Annotated in this window: 13 protein-coding genes and 1 rRNA gene; 5 read left to right on the top strand and 9 right to left on the bottom strand. The window is 57.0% G+C overall.

Translation table 11 applies throughout. The features are described 5' to 3' along the window. Positions 1-406: 406 nt before the first annotated feature. From Q8O73_RS11670 to Q8O73_RS11645, 6 genes are all read right to left on the bottom strand, one after another. A complete protein-coding gene (locus tag Q8O73_RS11670; protein WP_305558339.1) occupies positions 407-1570 on the bottom strand; it encodes an AI-2E family transporter in 1164 nt (387 codons plus the stop codon). A 179-nt stretch (positions 1571-1749) separates the two neighbouring features. Continuing rightward, positions 1750-2535 (bottom strand): outer membrane protein, encoded by a 786-nt coding sequence (locus Q8O73_RS11665; protein WP_305558338.1) that lies wholly within the window; start codon positions 2533-2535, stop codon positions 1750-1752. A 115-nt stretch (positions 2536-2650) separates the two neighbouring features. Further along, positions 2651-3265 carry a LysE family translocator gene (locus Q8O73_RS11660; RefSeq protein WP_305558337.1) on the bottom strand — a complete coding sequence of 205 codons (615 nt, stop codon included), beginning with the start codon at positions 3263-3265 and terminating at the stop codon, positions 2651-2653. A gap of 93 nt (positions 3266-3358) precedes the next feature. Continuing rightward, positions 3359-4174, bottom strand: coding sequence for an AraC family transcriptional regulator (locus Q8O73_RS11655; RefSeq protein ID WP_305558336.1), 816 nt, complete (start codon positions 4172-4174; stop codon positions 3359-3361). Between the two features lie 197 nt (positions 4175-4371). Then, entirely contained in the window at positions 4372-5172 is an 801-nt protein-coding gene (locus Q8O73_RS11650) for an outer membrane protein (protein WP_305558335.1), read from the bottom strand. Between the two features lie 184 nt (positions 5173-5356). Continuing rightward, the gene (locus tag Q8O73_RS11645; RefSeq protein ID WP_305558334.1) at positions 5357-6028 is read right to left on the bottom strand and encodes a response regulator transcription factor; all 672 of its coding nucleotides are present in this window, start codon (positions 6026-6028) and stop codon (positions 5357-5359) included. 357 nt (positions 6029-6385) lie between these two features. Between Q8O73_RS11645 and pepN the strand changes: the two genes are divergently transcribed. Both pepN and Q8O73_RS11635 read left to right on the top strand, forming a co-directional pair. Beyond that, the gene (gene pepN, locus Q8O73_RS11640; RefSeq protein ID WP_305558333.1) at positions 6386-9013 is read left to right on the top strand and encodes an aminopeptidase N; all 2628 of its coding nucleotides are present in this window, start codon (positions 6386-6388) and stop codon (positions 9011-9013) included. Between the two features lie 47 nt (positions 9014-9060). After that, complete coding sequence (locus tag Q8O73_RS11635; RefSeq protein WP_305558332.1) at positions 9061-9363, top strand: cupin domain-containing protein; 303 nt, start codon at positions 9061-9063, stop codon at positions 9361-9363. 74 nt (positions 9364-9437) lie between these two features. Here the strand turns inward: Q8O73_RS11635 and Q8O73_RS11630 are convergent, their stop codons facing one another. Together Q8O73_RS11630 and Q8O73_RS11625 are read right to left on the bottom strand one after the other, a co-directional pair. Beyond that, positions 9438-11669, bottom strand: a complete 2232-nt coding sequence (locus Q8O73_RS11630) for a methyl-accepting chemotaxis protein (RefSeq protein ID WP_305558331.1) — start codon at positions 11667-11669, stop codon at positions 9438-9440. Between the two features lie 267 nt (positions 11670-11936). Then, positions 11937-12293 carry a hypothetical protein gene (locus Q8O73_RS11625; protein ID WP_305558330.1) on the bottom strand — a complete coding sequence of 119 codons (357 nt, stop codon included), beginning with the start codon at positions 12291-12293 and terminating at the stop codon, positions 11937-11939. Here Q8O73_RS11625 and Q8O73_RS11620 point away from each other — a divergent pair. Continuing rightward, positions 12276-13286, top strand: coding sequence for an SPOR domain-containing protein (locus tag Q8O73_RS11620; protein WP_305558329.1), 1011 nt, complete (start codon positions 12276-12278; stop codon positions 13284-13286). The two genes, Q8O73_RS11625 and Q8O73_RS11620, sit on opposite strands and share 18 nt — an antisense overlap. Before the next feature lie 156 nt (positions 13287-13442). Beyond that, on the top strand, positions 13443-14093 hold the full coding sequence (gene upp, locus Q8O73_RS11615; protein ID WP_305558328.1) for a uracil phosphoribosyltransferase: 651 nt from the start codon (positions 13443-13445) through the stop codon (positions 14091-14093). Between the two features lie 80 nt (positions 14094-14173). Here upp and Q8O73_RS11610 read toward each other — a convergent pair whose 3' ends face one another. After that, complete coding sequence (locus Q8O73_RS11610) at positions 14174-14629, bottom strand: hypothetical protein (RefSeq protein WP_305558327.1); 456 nt, start codon at positions 14627-14629, stop codon at positions 14174-14176. A gap of 617 nt (positions 14630-15246) precedes the next feature. Between Q8O73_RS11610 and Q8O73_RS11605 the strand changes: the two genes are divergently transcribed. Further along, positions 15247-15317: ribosomal RNA gene (locus Q8O73_RS11605) — 16S ribosomal RNA — on the top strand; the annotation flags it as partial.

Genomic DNA, 15317 nt, shown 5'->3' with positions numbered 1-15317 from the left:
TTCGGATGCGGCTTGTGAGGCAGACGGGGGTATGGGCGCCATATCAAGTACCCCTGATGGAGCCTCGCCAAAGTCCCACGGGGGTAGTCCGTCTTGTGTGCATCGGTCCTGCCGGGTTGGCGATTCGGGGGCCGTCACAGCGGTTATCTGGCGGTTTTCCGGGGCGGAATGGTGTAATGCGGCAGCTTTAGCGGTTGTTTTCAGGGATCATGATTGATTGCTGAAAGCGAGTCGGCGAGGCCAGATTTTTTGATTTCATTAATCGGGTGTGATCATTGAAATGACAGGGCGCAATATACCAGATCATTGAGATCAAGGCAGGAAGACGGAACCCGTCAAAAGATCATGGATGCGGCGTTGGAGCTTTACGGTCTTTGCTGCCCGACCAAAACAACGATCAGCGCGATTACGGTTCCGGGCGGGTGTCATCCCTTGGCCCCAAAATATCGCGCAATCCGCCCAGTCCTGCGACATGATTGGCGAGGACGCGGGTGACGATGAGGAAGGGGACGGCGAGCAGAACGCCGATAAAACCCCAAATCCAGCCCCAGAAGGCAATTGCCAGAATGATTGCCACGGTATTGATGCGCAGGCGGTTGCCGACAAGGGCGGGGGTCAGGAATTGGCCTTCCAGCACGGTGCAGGCCAGATAAATCGCCGGGGGCAAAAAGGCCTGTGTCAGGGTCGGCATCGAGACCAGTGCGACCATGCCGACAATCCCGACCCCGACAACAGCGCCGAGCATCGGGACATAGTTCAAAAGGGCGGCGACAAGGCCCCATAAAAACGGATTGGGCATGCCGACCATTGCCAGCAAACCACCAATGAGCACGCCCAGCCCGATATTGATCACCGAGATGGTCAGCAAATAGCGCGAGACTTCGCGTTCGATATCCTGCGCAATGCGAAACCCGGTGCGCTGGTCGCCATCGGTTGGCAGGGTGCGGGATATTTTTTGATAGACCATATCGCCCGATGACAGCAAAAACAGCATCAGCACCATCATCAGGGCAATCCCGGCGACGATTTCCGGCGCACTTTGGGCGGCCTGACTGATCAGGGTGGGTTCCTGAAGGATTACTTTTTGCACATCGGCCGCCTGGGCCTGTTCGGTGGCCTGTTCCACCTGTTCCTGCGCATCGCGCAGTTTTTCCAGCGGCCCGCCAAGGGCGGCGAGTTTGCTGCGCAATTGCCATTCGATGCGCGGGGCATCCTCGATCCATTTTGAAACCGGGGTGCTGAGGCCATAGACCCCGGCAATCACCGCAAGGGTCAGCGATGTGACGATAACAAGGGCGGTGATGCTTTCGGGGATGCGGTAGCGTTTCAGGGTACGCACCACCGGCGAGAACACCAGCGACAGCAAAAACGCCATCAGGACCGGCAATAACAGGCTTTGCGCGACATAAAGACAGCCGATGGCCAGAATGATAAAGGTGCCAATCACCGCCGCCGTGCGGGCGCGCGGATAGAGCAGGCCGTTGGCGCGGGCCACCGCCGGGTCGTCGGGCATGTCTGCCGGGATGGGCGGAGAGGCAGGGTTTCCTCCGCCGCCGGTTGTGTTGCTCATATCCGTTGCTTCGCACCGTTTTTCTGCCGGGCAAGGATTGCGGGTGGCAGGGGGTATTTTGTTTGTAACGACGGGGCGGGCGGCTTGTTCCGGCGGGTTTGCGGATTAACGCCACCTCCAAATGAAAACGGCACCGGAAGCCAAAGCTGCGGTGCCGTTTTATGATTTCGGGTGCGAGATCAGAACTGTTTGATCAGGCCAAAGCGGATATTGTGCGAGATGAAATCTGTTTCGTGATTGATGGGGTTGTTGTTCGCAGCGCCGGTTGCAACGAGTGTGCTTGTGGCATCAACGGCGTTGGGGAAATAATTGAAGACATAATCCCCGCGCAGCGACCATCCTTCGGCAAAGGCATAATTCACACCGATATTTGACGAGACCCCCAAAGCGGTTTTGGTGTCGCTAAACGAGGCATTCGGGTTGTTGCCGGTTGTGTCGGAAAAGCGCGAATTGTATTTGAAGCGGCTGATCGCCGGGCCTGCTGCAATATGGACCATCGCATCGCCAAAGCTGTAACCGATTTTCGGCCGGATGCTGAAGGTGAATTTGGTTTCCAGTTCGTTATCGACACGAAAGCTGTTGACCGGGTTCGTGTAATTGGCCCGGTGTTGGGTGCTTTCGGAGAAATCCATCACGGTCAGATCGGCCTCGATCCCGTAGACCATGCTGTCTTTCTGGACATTATAGCCAAACAGGGCAGAGCCTGTCAGATCGGTGCCGTCGATGTCTTTTTGCAAGGCATTATTCACAAGCGGAATGTTTCCCGGTACAATATAGCTTGGGTTTCCCGCCGTTATCGTGCTGTCCGGGCTTGCCTTGCCATAGGCCCCGCCAAGCGCCAGGCCGCCATACAATCCCTGCCAGTTGTGGCTGGATACCGGCTCGGCAGAAGCTGATATACTGACGGTCAGACCGGCAAGTATTCCGGCGGCGACAAGACCATATTTCTTATAAAAACCGCCCATTGCAAATAACCTCCGTAAATTTCTAAAAGACATTATGTGTCTGATTTTCAAATGCAGGGCAATTTATTATTAACAATATTACTCTCAGGTATAGGGGAGTGCCGGGTGTTCGGTTTTATATTCTGGCCAGCGCCAGTTTCGCGCCGAGCAAGGCAAAGGCCCCGGCAAAGCCCCGCCCGATCCAGCGCATGAGTGCGGGGCGGGTGACAATATGATGGCGCACCGCCGCCGCAAAGCCGCCATAGATGATAAAGACGACAAAGGTCATTGCCATGAAAATCAGGGCGAGAACGGTCATGTGCAGCGGGGTGTCTGGACTGCCGGGCATCACGAATTGCGGCAGGAAGGCCAGGAAAAACAGCGAGAGTTTCGGATTGAGGATATTGATCAGAAACCCGTCGCGGACGATGCGGGCGTTGCTTGCCGGTGTGGTGTTGGCGGTAATCTGCATCGCGCCGGTGCCGCGCCACATGCCCCACGCCATATAGAGCAGCCACGCCACACCGGCATAACGGACCATCTCGAACGCCATCGCGCTGGTATGGAGCAGGGCAGCAAGGCCCAGAATGCTGGCGGCCATATGCGGCAGAATGCCGAGGGTGCAGCCCAGGGCGGCCCAGATGCTGCCGCCAAGGCCGCGGCCCAACCCAAGGGCGAGCGTATAGATCACGCCGGTTCCGGGCAGCAAAATCACAATGAGCGAGGTCAGAAGATATTCAATTGTTATCATGGTGCGGGCTTGCCTTTTTTGGCGGTTGGCGAAAGCCGCAGTTAACCGCGAAACGACAGCGCGGTCTTGAACGCAATTGCAGGGCAGGGGGAATCAGCCCGGATGAAGGGCGCGGGCATAGCGCCCCGGCGTTATGCCAAAGGCGCGGACAAAATGCCGGTTCATGTGGCTTTGATCGGCAAAGCCGCAGGCGATGGCGATATCGGCCAGGGGGGCGCCGGTTTTGATCTGGCACCGGGCGAGATCGATGCGCCGCTGAATGACATAGGCATGCGGGGTGAGGCCGGTTGCGCGGGTGAAATGACGCAGGGTTTGAAAGCGGCTGAGCCCGCAGGCCTGTGCCAGGTCGGCAAGACTGATATCGCAGGCCGGGTCATCATCAATCAGGCTTTTGGCGTGCCTTATATGGCCGAAGGCGACCGGCCCGCCATCCGCCGCCGGGGCCAGCACGGCATGATGCAGCAACAACAGCAGCATTTCCGAACGGCGCAGCCCGGCTGTTTTGGCATTGCCCTGTGTGACGGCGGCAAAAAGGGCGGCAAAGCATCGTGCAACGGTATCGTTTGCGATCACCGGGCGGTCGAATTCGTACCGGGTGCTTTGATTGTCGGTGAGATCGGCGGCGGCATTGGCAATCAGGACCGGATCAAAATACAGCATGTTCCAGCCGCGCGGCTGATCGCCAATCGGGTGGCCGTCATGGATTTCGCGGGGATTGACCGTGATGATGTTGCCCGCCCCGGCCTGCACCATGCCGCGCCCCGATGCGGATTTTTGCGCCCCGCGATACATAAGCCCGATGCCAAATGTTTCGTGGCTGTGGCGGGCAAAGCTGTGACGTGTCTCGGCCCGGATGGCTTCGACCCCCGAAAAATCATGCGCAATGAGGCGGACTTGATCCTGTGTCATGCCGGAAGGGTGTCAGGTTTATGCGGATTGCGCAATCATTGCAAAGAGGGTGGTTGCTGCACCATGGATACCCGCGTGCGCGGGCATGACGTTCTTTATCAAGGAAATGACCGCTGCCCGAGGGAGACGTGCCGCAAACCCTTTGTCAATGGTCCGCGCGGCACCTGATGGGTGCCGCGCTGGATTTGGGACGCGCCCTAAAACTGTCTGATCAGGCCAAAGCGGACATTGTGGGACTGGAAATCGGCCTTGTGCCGGAAAGAACCGGCAAAACTTGCGGCGGCCAGGTCGGCAAATCTTTCAAAATCCTGATTTTCATTGATGATTTCGGGGTAGTAGCTAAAGACATAATCCCCGCGCAGCGACCAGCCATCACCCAGATTGTATGACGCCCCGATGTTGGAGGAGACACCCAGCGCCCAGTTTGTTTCTTCAAAACTGTTGGCCTGACCACTGTCATTGGTATCGACATAGCGAAAATCATATTTGAACTGGCCGATAGAGGGGCCCGCCGCCGCGTGGATCATCCAGTTGTCGAAGACATAGCCGATTTTGGGCCGGACACCGAAGGCGAAATTGGTTTTGATGGTTGTGTGGGTGGAAAAATCGACAGTCGGCGAGGAGGTGAAGGTCACCGGCCCGGCATTCGAGGTTTGCGAATAATTCATAAGGGTCAGATCTGCTTCGATCCCATAGAGCATGTTGCCATGCCTGTAGTCATATCCGAGCAAGCCGGAACCGGTGGCGGAAAACCCGTCGATTTTTTTCTGCAATCCCGGTCGCAACTGATCAACGTCGCTTTGGCTACTGAAATAGTCGCTGCGGTTTGCTTCGGAATCGAGGTCGGAGGCGCCGTGCAGGCCGCCAATTGCCAACCCGCCGTATAGCCCCTGCCAGTTTTGCGGCTCTGTGGCGTTTGCGCCGGATGCCATACATGAAATGGCGACTGTGGCCATGCAGGCAATCGCATGGCGGGTTATTCCCTGATTGCAGGTCATGGTAATTTTTTCCCCTTTATTACCATCATATGTTGCATCCCTTATTGGGCACAAAATGACATTTCAGGGGATTTTGCAAGTATTTTTATAAATGGCGCAATGCGGAAACCCCCTGTAACAGGGGGATAATCATCGGTAATTTTTCCGGGATTGGCAAAGAGTGGGGCTGATGCCCCCGGGGCGCTTAAACCCCGACCACCGGTTCCTGCAATTGCAGTTCACGCGCCATGATGACGGCCTGGGTTCGGCTATGCACGCCGAGTTTGCGCAGGATGGCGGAAACATGGGCCTTGACGGTGGCCTCGGTGACATCGAGTTCATAGGCGATCTGTTTGTTCAGTTTGCCTTCGGTCAGCATATTGAGGACGCGCAATTGTTGCGGGGTCAATTGGCCGATTTTCTGGGCAAGATGGGTGGTGTCGTCATCCAGCGGGCCGTTTTCCAGGGCCTCACGCGCCCAGTCGGGCATCCACATGCCGCCATCCAGAACCGTGCGCACGGCCTCGCCAATCTGTTCGACCGGGGCGGATTTGGGGACAAAGGCCGCCGCGCCATATTCGATGGAGCGGCGTACCACCGGGATATCCTGACTGGCCGAGACAATCGAAACGGGGATGTCGGGCCAGGTGGCGCGCAGGGTGAACAGGCCGGTAAAGCCGTTCATGCCGGGCATGTGGATATCAAGCAGGACAAGATCGATATCGCCGCCCTTTTCGGTGATGCAGGTCAGGGCTTCGGGCAGGCTGCCAGCTTCGTAAACCACGACATTTTGCAATTCCTGTTGCAAGGCCTGTTTCAGGGCGCCCCGCACCAGCGGGTGATCATCTGCAATCAAAACCTGAAAACCGGAAGTCATTGGCTGTTATTTCCCCGATGTTGCAACGCCGTGTGGTGGTCGCGGTCCATTGTCCCGTTGACATAAACGCATAATGTGGTCGATGCGGCTGTGCGGGATTTGTTTGTTGTGGGATGGCTCCATAAGGAGTGAGGGAAACCAAAGAACACTTTCGCCCCACGAAATGTGCATCAATGGTCCCCCTCGCGCCACCATTGCTGATTATGACCGGTTATGGGCGGTGCGTAAACTCTGCATTTGTGAGAAGCGCAAATCCGCGTTATCTGTGGGAACAGATTGCAAAAAAAACTGCCGGGTGCGACGCCCTGTCGCGATGCCATCCATTGGCCCCGGCCCCATAACCGGAAGGATTTCCCCATGACGGCACAAGCAGGCCTGATTCGCCGCGAAGATTACACAGCGCCCGCCTTTTGGGTTGATACGGTCGATCTGACCTTTGATCTGGGCCGGGATGTGACGGTGGTGAGCGCGAAACTGGCGTTGCGGGCCAATGCGGAGCGCGGCATTGCGGCGGGGGACCCGGTGGTGTTGGACGGCGAGGATATGAAACTGGTGTCCTTGCGGGTTGGGGGCGAGGTTCTGTCGGCAACCGATTATCAGGTTGACGGGGTTTCCCTGACATTCCCCGCGCCGTCGGCGGCATTTGATGTGGAAATTGAAACGCAGATATCGCCGTCGGGCAATACGCGGCTGGAAGGGCTTTATGTATCGGAAAGCGCGTTTTGCACCCAGTGCGAGGCCGAAGGGTTTCGGCGCATCACCTATTTCCCCGACCGGCCCGATGTGATGGCGACATACCGGGTGACGATCCATGCCGACAAGGATTCCTGCCCGGTATTGTTGTCGAACGGCAATCTGGTCGATCATGGCGATCTTGCCGGGGATCGTCATTTTGCGGTGTGGGAAGACCCGTTTCCAAAACCGAGTTATCTGTTTGCACTGGTGGCGGGGGATCTGGCCTGTGTTGAAGACAGTTTCAAAACCCGGTCGGGGCGCGATGTCGCCCTGCGGATTTTTGTCGAACATGGCAACGAAGACCGGTGCGATTATGCGATGGACAGTCTGAAACGGTCAATGACATGGGACGAGGATGTTTATGGCCTCGAATACGACCTTGATCTGTTTAACATCGTTGCGGTGTCGGATTTCAATATGGGGGCGATGGAAAACAAAAGCCTGAATGTTTTTAACGCCAAATATATCCTGGCGCGGCCCGATACAGCGACCGATACCGATTATGAACTGATCGAATCGATTGTGGCGCATGAATATTTCCATAACTGGTCGGGCAATCGGGTGACCTGCCGCGACTGGTTTCAATTGTCGCTGAAAGAAGGATTGACGGTTTTCCGCGATCAGGAATTTTCGGCCGATCAGCGATCCCGCCCGGTGCAGCGCATTGCCGATGTCCTGCAATTGCGCGCCCGTCAGTTTCCCGAGGATGGCGGGCCGCTGGCGCATCCGGTGCGACCCGACAGCTATATGGAAATCAACAATTTCTATACCGCCACCGTCTATGAAAAGGGCGCGGAACTGATCCGTATGATGCATACGATGTTGGGGGCGGAAGGATATCGCAAGGGGATCGACCTTTATTTCGCCCGCCATGACGGGCAGGCGGTGACCTGCGATGATTTTGTCAGGGCGATGGAAGATGCCAACGGGGCCGATCTGTCGCAGTTTCGCCTGTGGTATGGGCAGGCCGGAACGCCGGTTGTGTCGTGGGACGGGCACTATGACAGTGCCACGGCGCAATATCGCCTGACCATCCGCCAAAACACCGCCGCCACACCGGGCCAGCCCGACAAAAAACCGCTGCATATGCCGATATCGGTCGGGTTGCTGTCGCGGGACGGGGTGGAAATGGCGGCAAAAACCGTGGAATTGCGCAGTGCCGAGGCGGAATTTGTCTTTGACGCGGTGCCATCCGCCCCGGTGGTGTCGTTCAATCGCGGATTTTCGGCCCCGGTGCGGGTCGATACCATCCCGGCGGCGGGCGACCTTGCCCTGTTGATGGGCTATGACAGCGATGCCTTTACCCGGTGGGATTCCGGCCAGAAATATGCGACTGCGTTGATGCTGGCCGCGATTGACCGGTTTGGCAAAAATGGCGGCGATGCAAAGGCGGCGCTGGGTGATGTGGATGATTATATCGCCGCCCTGCGGGCGACCCTGATCAACGGGGATCTGGACCGGGCCTTTCGGGCCAATGCCCTGATATTGCCGTCCGAGGATTTTCTGGCCGAACAGATGTCCCCCGCCGATCCCGAGGCAATTTATCAGATTCGCGAAGCCTTGCGGGCGGAAATTGGCCGCAGCCTGTCGGCGGAATTCACCGCGATTTGCCAGGGCAATGCCACGGACGGGCCGTTTTCACCCGATGCGGCATCGGCGGGCAAACGCGCCTTGCGCAATGTCGCGATGGCCTGTCTGGTGGCCGGCGGGGCGGCGGGTGCGGTTGATCTGGTCATGGCGCAATATCGCAATGCCGATAATATGACCGACCGGATGGCTGCCCTTGGCGTTCTGACCCATCTGGATCATCCGGGGCGCGATGAGGCCCTTGCCGATTTCGAGGCGCGATTTGCCAGGGATGCGGTGGTGATGGATAAATGGTTTGCCTTGCAGGCGATGTCATCGCGCAGCGATACATTGGCGCGGGTGCGTGACCTGATGGCGCATCCGGGCTTTACCCTGCGCAATCCCAACAAGGTGCGATCCCTGATCGGGGCATTCGCCATGGGCAATCCGCGCCATTTCCATGCACCCGATGGCAGCGGCTATGATTTTCTGGCCGATCGTCTGATGGACCTTGATGATTTGAACCCGCAGGTGACGGCACGTTTGACAGCCGCCCTTGGCAAATGGCGCAATTATGATGCGGGCCGGGCGGCAAAAATGAAGGCGGCACTTGAGCGCCTTCTGGCCAAACCGGGCCTGTCACGCGATGTTTATGAAATTGCCAGCAAATCAATGGCGGAATGAATGCACTCTTTGCGGTGGGGATTGTTCCGGGTGGAAAAGGAAAAAGAATGAATTTGGCGACCGTTGCCGCGCAATTGCCCGACGGGTGGGCGGGCCGGATTTTGGCCGATTTTGGCTGTGTCCGCATGAAACTTTTCAAGGCAGATGCCGCGGGCCTTGCCGAAGAAATGCATTGCGACTGGGACGAAGCGATCCTGATGCTGGACGGGGAACTGGTGCTGGAACTTGATCAGGTGCCGGTGTGCCTTAAGGCGGGTGATTTTCACCTGATCCCGCGCGGTGTCCGGCACCGCATTTTGCCGGGGTGCCGCGGATCGTTCATTTTGCTTGATCCCGAACCGGTGGCATAAACAGGCGACCCTTGGCAAACTGAAAAGGCGGTGCAGAAAAATGCACCGCCTTTTGTTGTATTGTGTCCGGAAAATCAGGCGATTTTCATGCGGGTGCTGAAAGCTTCCATCCGGTCCGACAGGGTTTTGGCCATTTGCGAGAGTTCGTGGCTGGCGCTGTTAAGATCATGGGCGGTTTTGCCCGTGCTTTGTGCCCCGTCATTGACGAAGCGCATCATCTCGTCCATCGATCCGGCACCTTGTGCGATTCTTTGCACATTGTCGGAAATCTCGCTGGTGGCGCGGCGTTGTTCATCCACCGACTGGGTGATGGTCATCTGGATGTCGTTGACCTGATGAATAACATCGCCGACCGTGCTGATGGATTTCGCGGCTTTTTGGACTTCCTGCTGGATCGCGCCGGTCAGGGTGCCGATCTGGCCGGTGGCACTTGCGGTCTGATCGGCCAGCGATTTGACCTCGTTGGCGACAACGGCAAAGCCCCGGCCCAGTTCGCCGGCGCGTTCCGCCTCGATCGTGGCGTTGAGCGACAGCATCTTGGTGCGATGGGCAATATCGTTGATCAGATCGATGATCGAGCCGATCTGGCTGCTGGCCTTTTCCAGCGAGATGATATTGCGTTGCGATTCCTCGGCCTCGCTACGGGCGCGTTCGGTGACGTTGCTGGCATCGCCGGCCTGCCGGTTGATTTCGGCAATCGAGGAGGATAATTCCTCGACCGCGGTTGCGACATTCTGGGTGTTGCCTGCGGCTTCCTGTGAAATATTCAGGGCATTGCCCGATTGTCCGATGGTTGCCTCGGATTGTCGGGTCAGGTTTGAGGCCAGTTCCAGCAAGGAATCGGATTGTTGCGTGACCGCACGGGCAACATGTTCGACCTCGGTCATCATGTCCTGAACGGCCATGCGGCTTTCTTCGCGCTGTGTCACCAGATTCCATGCCAGCATGGTGCCCAGAAGTTCATCCTTGTTGTCGCGCACGGGGGCGGCGAGAATTTCCAGATGATCCTTGCCGTTATGGACGACATCGGTAAAGGGCAGGTTGGACGATTGCGCGACCTTGCGGTTGAACGCATCGCCCAGATCCAGAAAACCGGCCCCCGATCCGTGCGGCGCATCCCCGACATAGGATTTGGCGGCGGCATTGAGATAGCCCAGATCGCCGTCTGGCGTGATCAGGGCGGTCATGGTCGGGGTATGTTCGACCATGTTTTGCAGGATCATGGCCTGACGCACAGATTCGCGCAATCCGACCAATGCCTTGCGCATGTCGCCGATTTCATCCTTGCCGACAATCGGCAGGCGGACACTGGTGTCGCCCCCGGCGATGGTTTTCATGGCATGGGCAAAACCGCGCAACTGGCGAAACACCGTGAATTTCAATAACAGCCCGGCAGCGATCCAGCCAACGGCCAGAACACTGACCAGAATCTGGATCGACAGGGTGCGCAATTCATCGGTCTGGGTGTAAAAATCGGTAATGTCGCGGTCAAAGGTGGCATGGGCCCAAACGCCGCCGCGCCCGTCTTCAATTGCGACATTCAACGAAGATCGTTGCATTCCGGTGTCCGGTGCCGGGGCGGCATCGGGGGTCTGTTCGCCATGTTCCAGACTTTCAAACAGAATGGCCCCATCCCCGGCGACAATGCGGAAATCCCCGCCCAGAACCGCTCCGATTCCCTGCAACATCGGCAGGGGATCGGTAATGATTTCAAGATATCCGGCAACGCGGAACCCGCCGACCGGGACGATCATGCTAAAGACCGGACGGCCATCGGGCAGGGCCCAGACATAGGACACCGCCTTGCGGGCATCGGCCTGACTGCGGGCTTTCAGGGTTTCCAGAAGACCGGCATCATCGGTGATACTGGCCCCCAGTCTGGCATCCGATCCGGCGAGACGGTTCAGTTCGATATCATATAAAATGGAATCGAGAAGCCGGACCTCGCCCTGTACCACCTGACTGGCATTGGACAGAATGTTCAGTTCGGCGACCATGCGGCTGCTGTCCTGATCCTGCACGCTTTTGACCAGACTTGTGGTGCGCGACCATTCATTGGCAATCGGACCGATCCGGTCGGCATAATCCTGACCGATGCGCGATCCGACAAAGAAATTGACGGTGCCACTGACGGAATTGTTCAAGGTTTCCACGGCAAACTGCCGGTAGGCATCACCGGTCCATAACAGCATCCAGGCAACTGCGCCTGACAGCAAAAGACCGGTGACCATCAAAATACGCCGCAAAGTCAGAAAACTGGCATGACTCTTCGGCAAAGCCGCTTTAACGGCTTGTTCTCCCTGCATCCAAACACCCTCCTAAGTCACCCATAATATTTTATGTCGTGACCTCCCTTTGCGTCTCTGTGGACGCCATTGGGGATGATCCAAACAGAGCCGGGCGACAAACACAAGAGGCAGATTGGGTTTTGGATCATAATAGCCTAACCGCATATAAACTGCGGTTGTCCGGGGGCGGAGCAGGGGGGGCCGGGGGGATGACCGGGGATAAGCCGGGATAAAATATCCGGTCATGAAAAAATAAATGCGAATGTGTGTGATAATCGTTTGCATTTATAAAAAGGGTCGGTTATGACTTGCATCGTCACTTGCAGACGGCATCGCCGTTTGTGACGCGGCTGTCAGGCTAGACATGGCGTTCCTGACAGTCATTTCTCTTCGGGTCTCTCTCCCCGAAGGTCGATCTCTCTCACTTCGAGGGCCGGCATCCGAATGATTATGCGGGATAATCTTCGGGCTTAATGCCGGTCCTTTTTTTTCGCCATTGCCGGTTGGCCCGGCATGCCCCAAATCTGCCAAAATCACGGGTTTAAAGTTTTTTAAACGGCCTTGGCTGTAAAACACACGAACAGTTTCGTTCGACGGGTTCACAGGGCAGGGATTGACCATATCGTGGCCGATAATATTCATCAAACCGGTGCCGGTCCAAATGGCGATGCGCCCTTGCCGCCTTTTTTATCCCGTGATGAGGGGCAGGGTGCCCATGACGAGGTTCTTGTCGCATCGGCACCTTCGCGCCCCTCTCACCCAGACAGGCAGATCGCAGACATGGATCGCAAAACATTATTGGGGCTGATCACCGGGGCAGGGATGCTCGGGCTTGTGCTGTTTTTTGGCGGGATGCTGGTCGGGGCGGGCCTGTTTATGGAACCCGATGTTGCCGCGTCAAAAATTCCGGCGCAATCAGCCCCGCTTGAAACCCTTGCCACCCTTCCCGATTCCGAACCGGTGATCGAAACCCCGGTCATGGATACGGCTTCTGCTGTGGCGGAAGATGAAACCGGTGCCGATGATGGTGCCGATAGCGTTGCCGTTGCAGAAGACGACGATCCGGTCGGCGATCTGATTGCTGAACGCACCGCCGAAATGGCGGCGGCGGCCGAAATGGACCAGAACGAGGTGGTCGATGTGGCGCCGCTGCCCGACGCCCCGGAAATTGCGGAAACCGACGAGGTGGCGGCGGTGTTGCCGTCTGCCAACGGGGCACCGCAACGTCTTGTCCCGCCTGCGATCAAAAAGGATGCCGGACAGGCGGCGGCTTCTGATTCGGCTGATTCTGCGCCTGCGGCTCCGGCGGCCCCTGCTGAAACGGCGGCGGCACCCGCCGCAACTCCTGCTCCGTCTGCTCCGGCGGTGGGGGATCAACCCTATTCGGTGCAGATCGGGGCGTTCAAGGTCGATGCCAATGCCCGGCAGCGCGCCGGGGATTTGCGCAAGGAAGGGCTGTCGGTTGCCGTGGTTGAACGCCGCAATGACGGGGGCGAGGCATGGTATTATGTTCGGGTCGGATCCTATGCCGATATGAAAGCCGCCCGTGCCGGTGCCGATAAAATCAAAAAGGATCAGGGAATTGACGGTTTCCCGGTCCGTGCCGAACCCAATGACCGCAGGGTTGATGGCTGACAGCTTTGATCAGATCGCCTGAAAATCAGACACCGGTGCATGGCATCGGTGTTTGCATTTTGGCCCATATCTGCGCATTCTGGGGGCAAGGCTTGCCTGATGCCGTCAAAGCGGTTAACAACAGGCGCAATGCGATTTTCACAGGCTGGCAGATCGATGACACATCACAAAGATTTCCCCAATCTTCATATTCTTGAACACCCGCTGATCCAGCATAAATTGTCCCATATGCGCAACAAGGATACGTCAACCAAAACGTTCCGCCAGTTGCTCAAGGAAATTGCCCTGCTGATGGGCTATGAGATCACCCGCGAATTGCCCGTCGCGTTCGAGGATATTGAAACACCGATCTGTGCGATGAAAGCCCCGATGATTCAGGGCCGCAAACTGGCGGTGGTGCCGATCCTGCGCGCCGGTCTGGGCATGGCCGATGGCCTGATCGAATTGATGCCATCGGCACGGATCGGCCATATCGGGCTGTATCGCGACCCGGAAACCCACATGCCGGTCGAATATCTGGTCAAATTGCCCGAGGTCGAAGGCCGGACCTTTATCCTTGTCGATCCGATGCTGGCGACCGGCAATTCGGCGGTGGCGGCGGTCGATACGCTCAATAAATTTGGCGTCAAGGATAGCGACATTCGCTTTATGGCGCTGGTTGCCGCCCCCGAAGGGGTTAAGGTCTTTCATGACGCCCATCCGGATGTTCCGGTCTACACCGCCGGTCTGGATGAAAAGCTCAATGAAAAGGCCTATATCGTGCCGGGGCTGGGCGATGCGGGCGACCGTTTGTTTGGCACCCGGTAAGCGTACCGCCATCTGACTGCAACAAAGGGTGCCAATGGCACCCTTTGTCATGTCTGGCTGTCTTTTATATAAGGGGCGGCTCAGCCCTTGGGCGAGACGGTGATATCGACGGTCGATCCGCGAAATGAATTGGCCATCAGTTTGATCGTCGCCACCCGGTTCTGCCGGTCATAGACCATGACGCTGATATCGGCGCGCACGGTGGTCACCTTGCTCCAGCCGAAATTGGGCATTTCCCGGTCGTAAAAATCATACATCTGCGTCGGATTGCCCCCGGAATCCAGCACCAGCCGCCCGGTCCAGGCGTCCGAGGCCCCGAAAATGATGCTGCGATCCAGATTAAGCGACGAATTGGACGGCATCGGAATATCGGTAAACTGGGTAAAGGACGGGATGGGGGCTCCGCCCTTTTCCGATGCGGTGCCTTCGGATGTATTGGGAACAAGATTTGCCGTACCGGAACATCCGGCCAGAACAAGGCTTAATGTCGTGGCGACACCATATATATAAGGTCGCAATTTCGGCCGTGCTGTCATGGTCGATCGGTCCTCTGTCGTCTATCAGGCAGTAATCTATCTTCTTCCATAATCAGGTTATTGTGTAAAAGAAAGGTTCACATGCCTTTTTTATGCCGTTTTCGGTCGGTGAATTTGCGAATCACGGAATGGCATTGGCGATCAAGCCCGGTGTCGGGGGTGTTTTTGCCGGTGTCCCGGTCCGGGAACCGGGGCATCGCTTCAACTGCCGGTCCGCTATCCGGATGCCTTCTGATCCTTGGTTGAGAGGATTTCACCGTGCAACCCGTTGTTTTTCGCGGAATTTTCATAAAATCACAGATAAATGCATTTTTCTTCAAAAAGGCATTTGACAGTTTGGGGATGGGGACCTATAACCCGCCTCCACCGACGGGGTGCGGCGCAGGAAGCTGCGGTGTTGACGTTGGTGCGGGGCTTCGGTCCTTGGAAGATTTTGATTAGTTCTTTGACATTGTAGATCAGAAGGAAGGGATGCGCGGGCGGCGCTATGGTGTTTGTCTGTGCATCTCGGAGACGACGGATTGATGTTTGATTTCGGTCAGATATCGGTTTGTCAGTCACCACCAAAATGTGCAGACGTCGATTTTAAGAGTTTGTCTATGAGACAAGCTTGGATTGAACATGAGAGTTTGATCCTGGCTCAGAACGAACGCTGGCGGCAGGCCTAACACATGCAAGTCGGACGAGA

This window comes from Thalassospira sp., from assembly GCF_030690045.1.
Taxonomy (GTDB): Bacteria; Pseudomonadota; Alphaproteobacteria; order Rhodospirillales; family Thalassospiraceae; genus Thalassospira.
Note: the sequence above shows the minus strand (reverse complement) of the source record. Positions and strands in the feature narration are given on the sequence as shown.

What these genes read in the sequence shown, in the direction of transcription:
- Q8O73_RS11660 (WP_305558337.1), bottom strand. Translation starts at nt 3,265, where the DNA reads ATGATAACAATTGAATATCTTCTGACCTCGCTCATTGTGATTTTGCTG.
- pepN (WP_305558333.1), top strand. Translation starts at nt 6,386, where the DNA reads ATGACGGCACAAGCAGGCCTGATTCGCCGCGAAGATTACACAGCGCCC.
- Q8O73_RS11670 (WP_305558339.1), bottom strand. Translation starts at nt 1,570, where the DNA reads ATGAGCAACACAACCGGCGGCGGAGGAAACCCTGCCTCTCCGCCCATC.
- Q8O73_RS11665 (WP_305558338.1), bottom strand. Translation starts at nt 2,535, where the DNA reads ATGGGCGGTTTTTATAAGAAATATGGTCTTGTCGCCGCCGGAATACTT.
- Q8O73_RS11625 (WP_305558330.1), bottom strand. Translation starts at nt 12,293, where the DNA reads ATGAATATTATCGGCCACGATATGGTCAATCCCTGCCCTGTGAACCCG.
- upp (WP_305558328.1), top strand. Translation starts at nt 13,443, where the DNA reads ATGACACATCACAAAGATTTCCCCAATCTTCATATTCTTGAACACCCG.
- Q8O73_RS11635 (WP_305558332.1), top strand. Translation starts at nt 9,061, where the DNA reads ATGAATTTGGCGACCGTTGCCGCGCAATTGCCCGACGGGTGGGCGGGC.
- Q8O73_RS11650 (WP_305558335.1), bottom strand. Translation starts at nt 5,172, where the DNA reads ATGACCTGCAATCAGGGAATAACCCGCCATGCGATTGCCTGCATGGCC.
- Q8O73_RS11630 (WP_305558331.1), bottom strand. Translation starts at nt 11,669, where the DNA reads ATGCAGGGAGAACAAGCCGTTAAAGCGGCTTTGCCGAAGAGTCATGCC.
- Q8O73_RS11645 (WP_305558334.1), bottom strand. Translation starts at nt 6,028, where the DNA reads ATGACTTCCGGTTTTCAGGTTTTGATTGCAGATGATCACCCGCTGGTG.
- Q8O73_RS11610 (WP_305558327.1), bottom strand. Translation starts at nt 14,629, where the DNA reads ATGACAGCACGGCCGAAATTGCGACCTTATATATATGGTGTCGCCACG.
- Q8O73_RS11655 (WP_305558336.1), bottom strand. Translation starts at nt 4,174, where the DNA reads ATGACACAGGATCAAGTCCGCCTCATTGCGCATGATTTTTCGGGGGTC.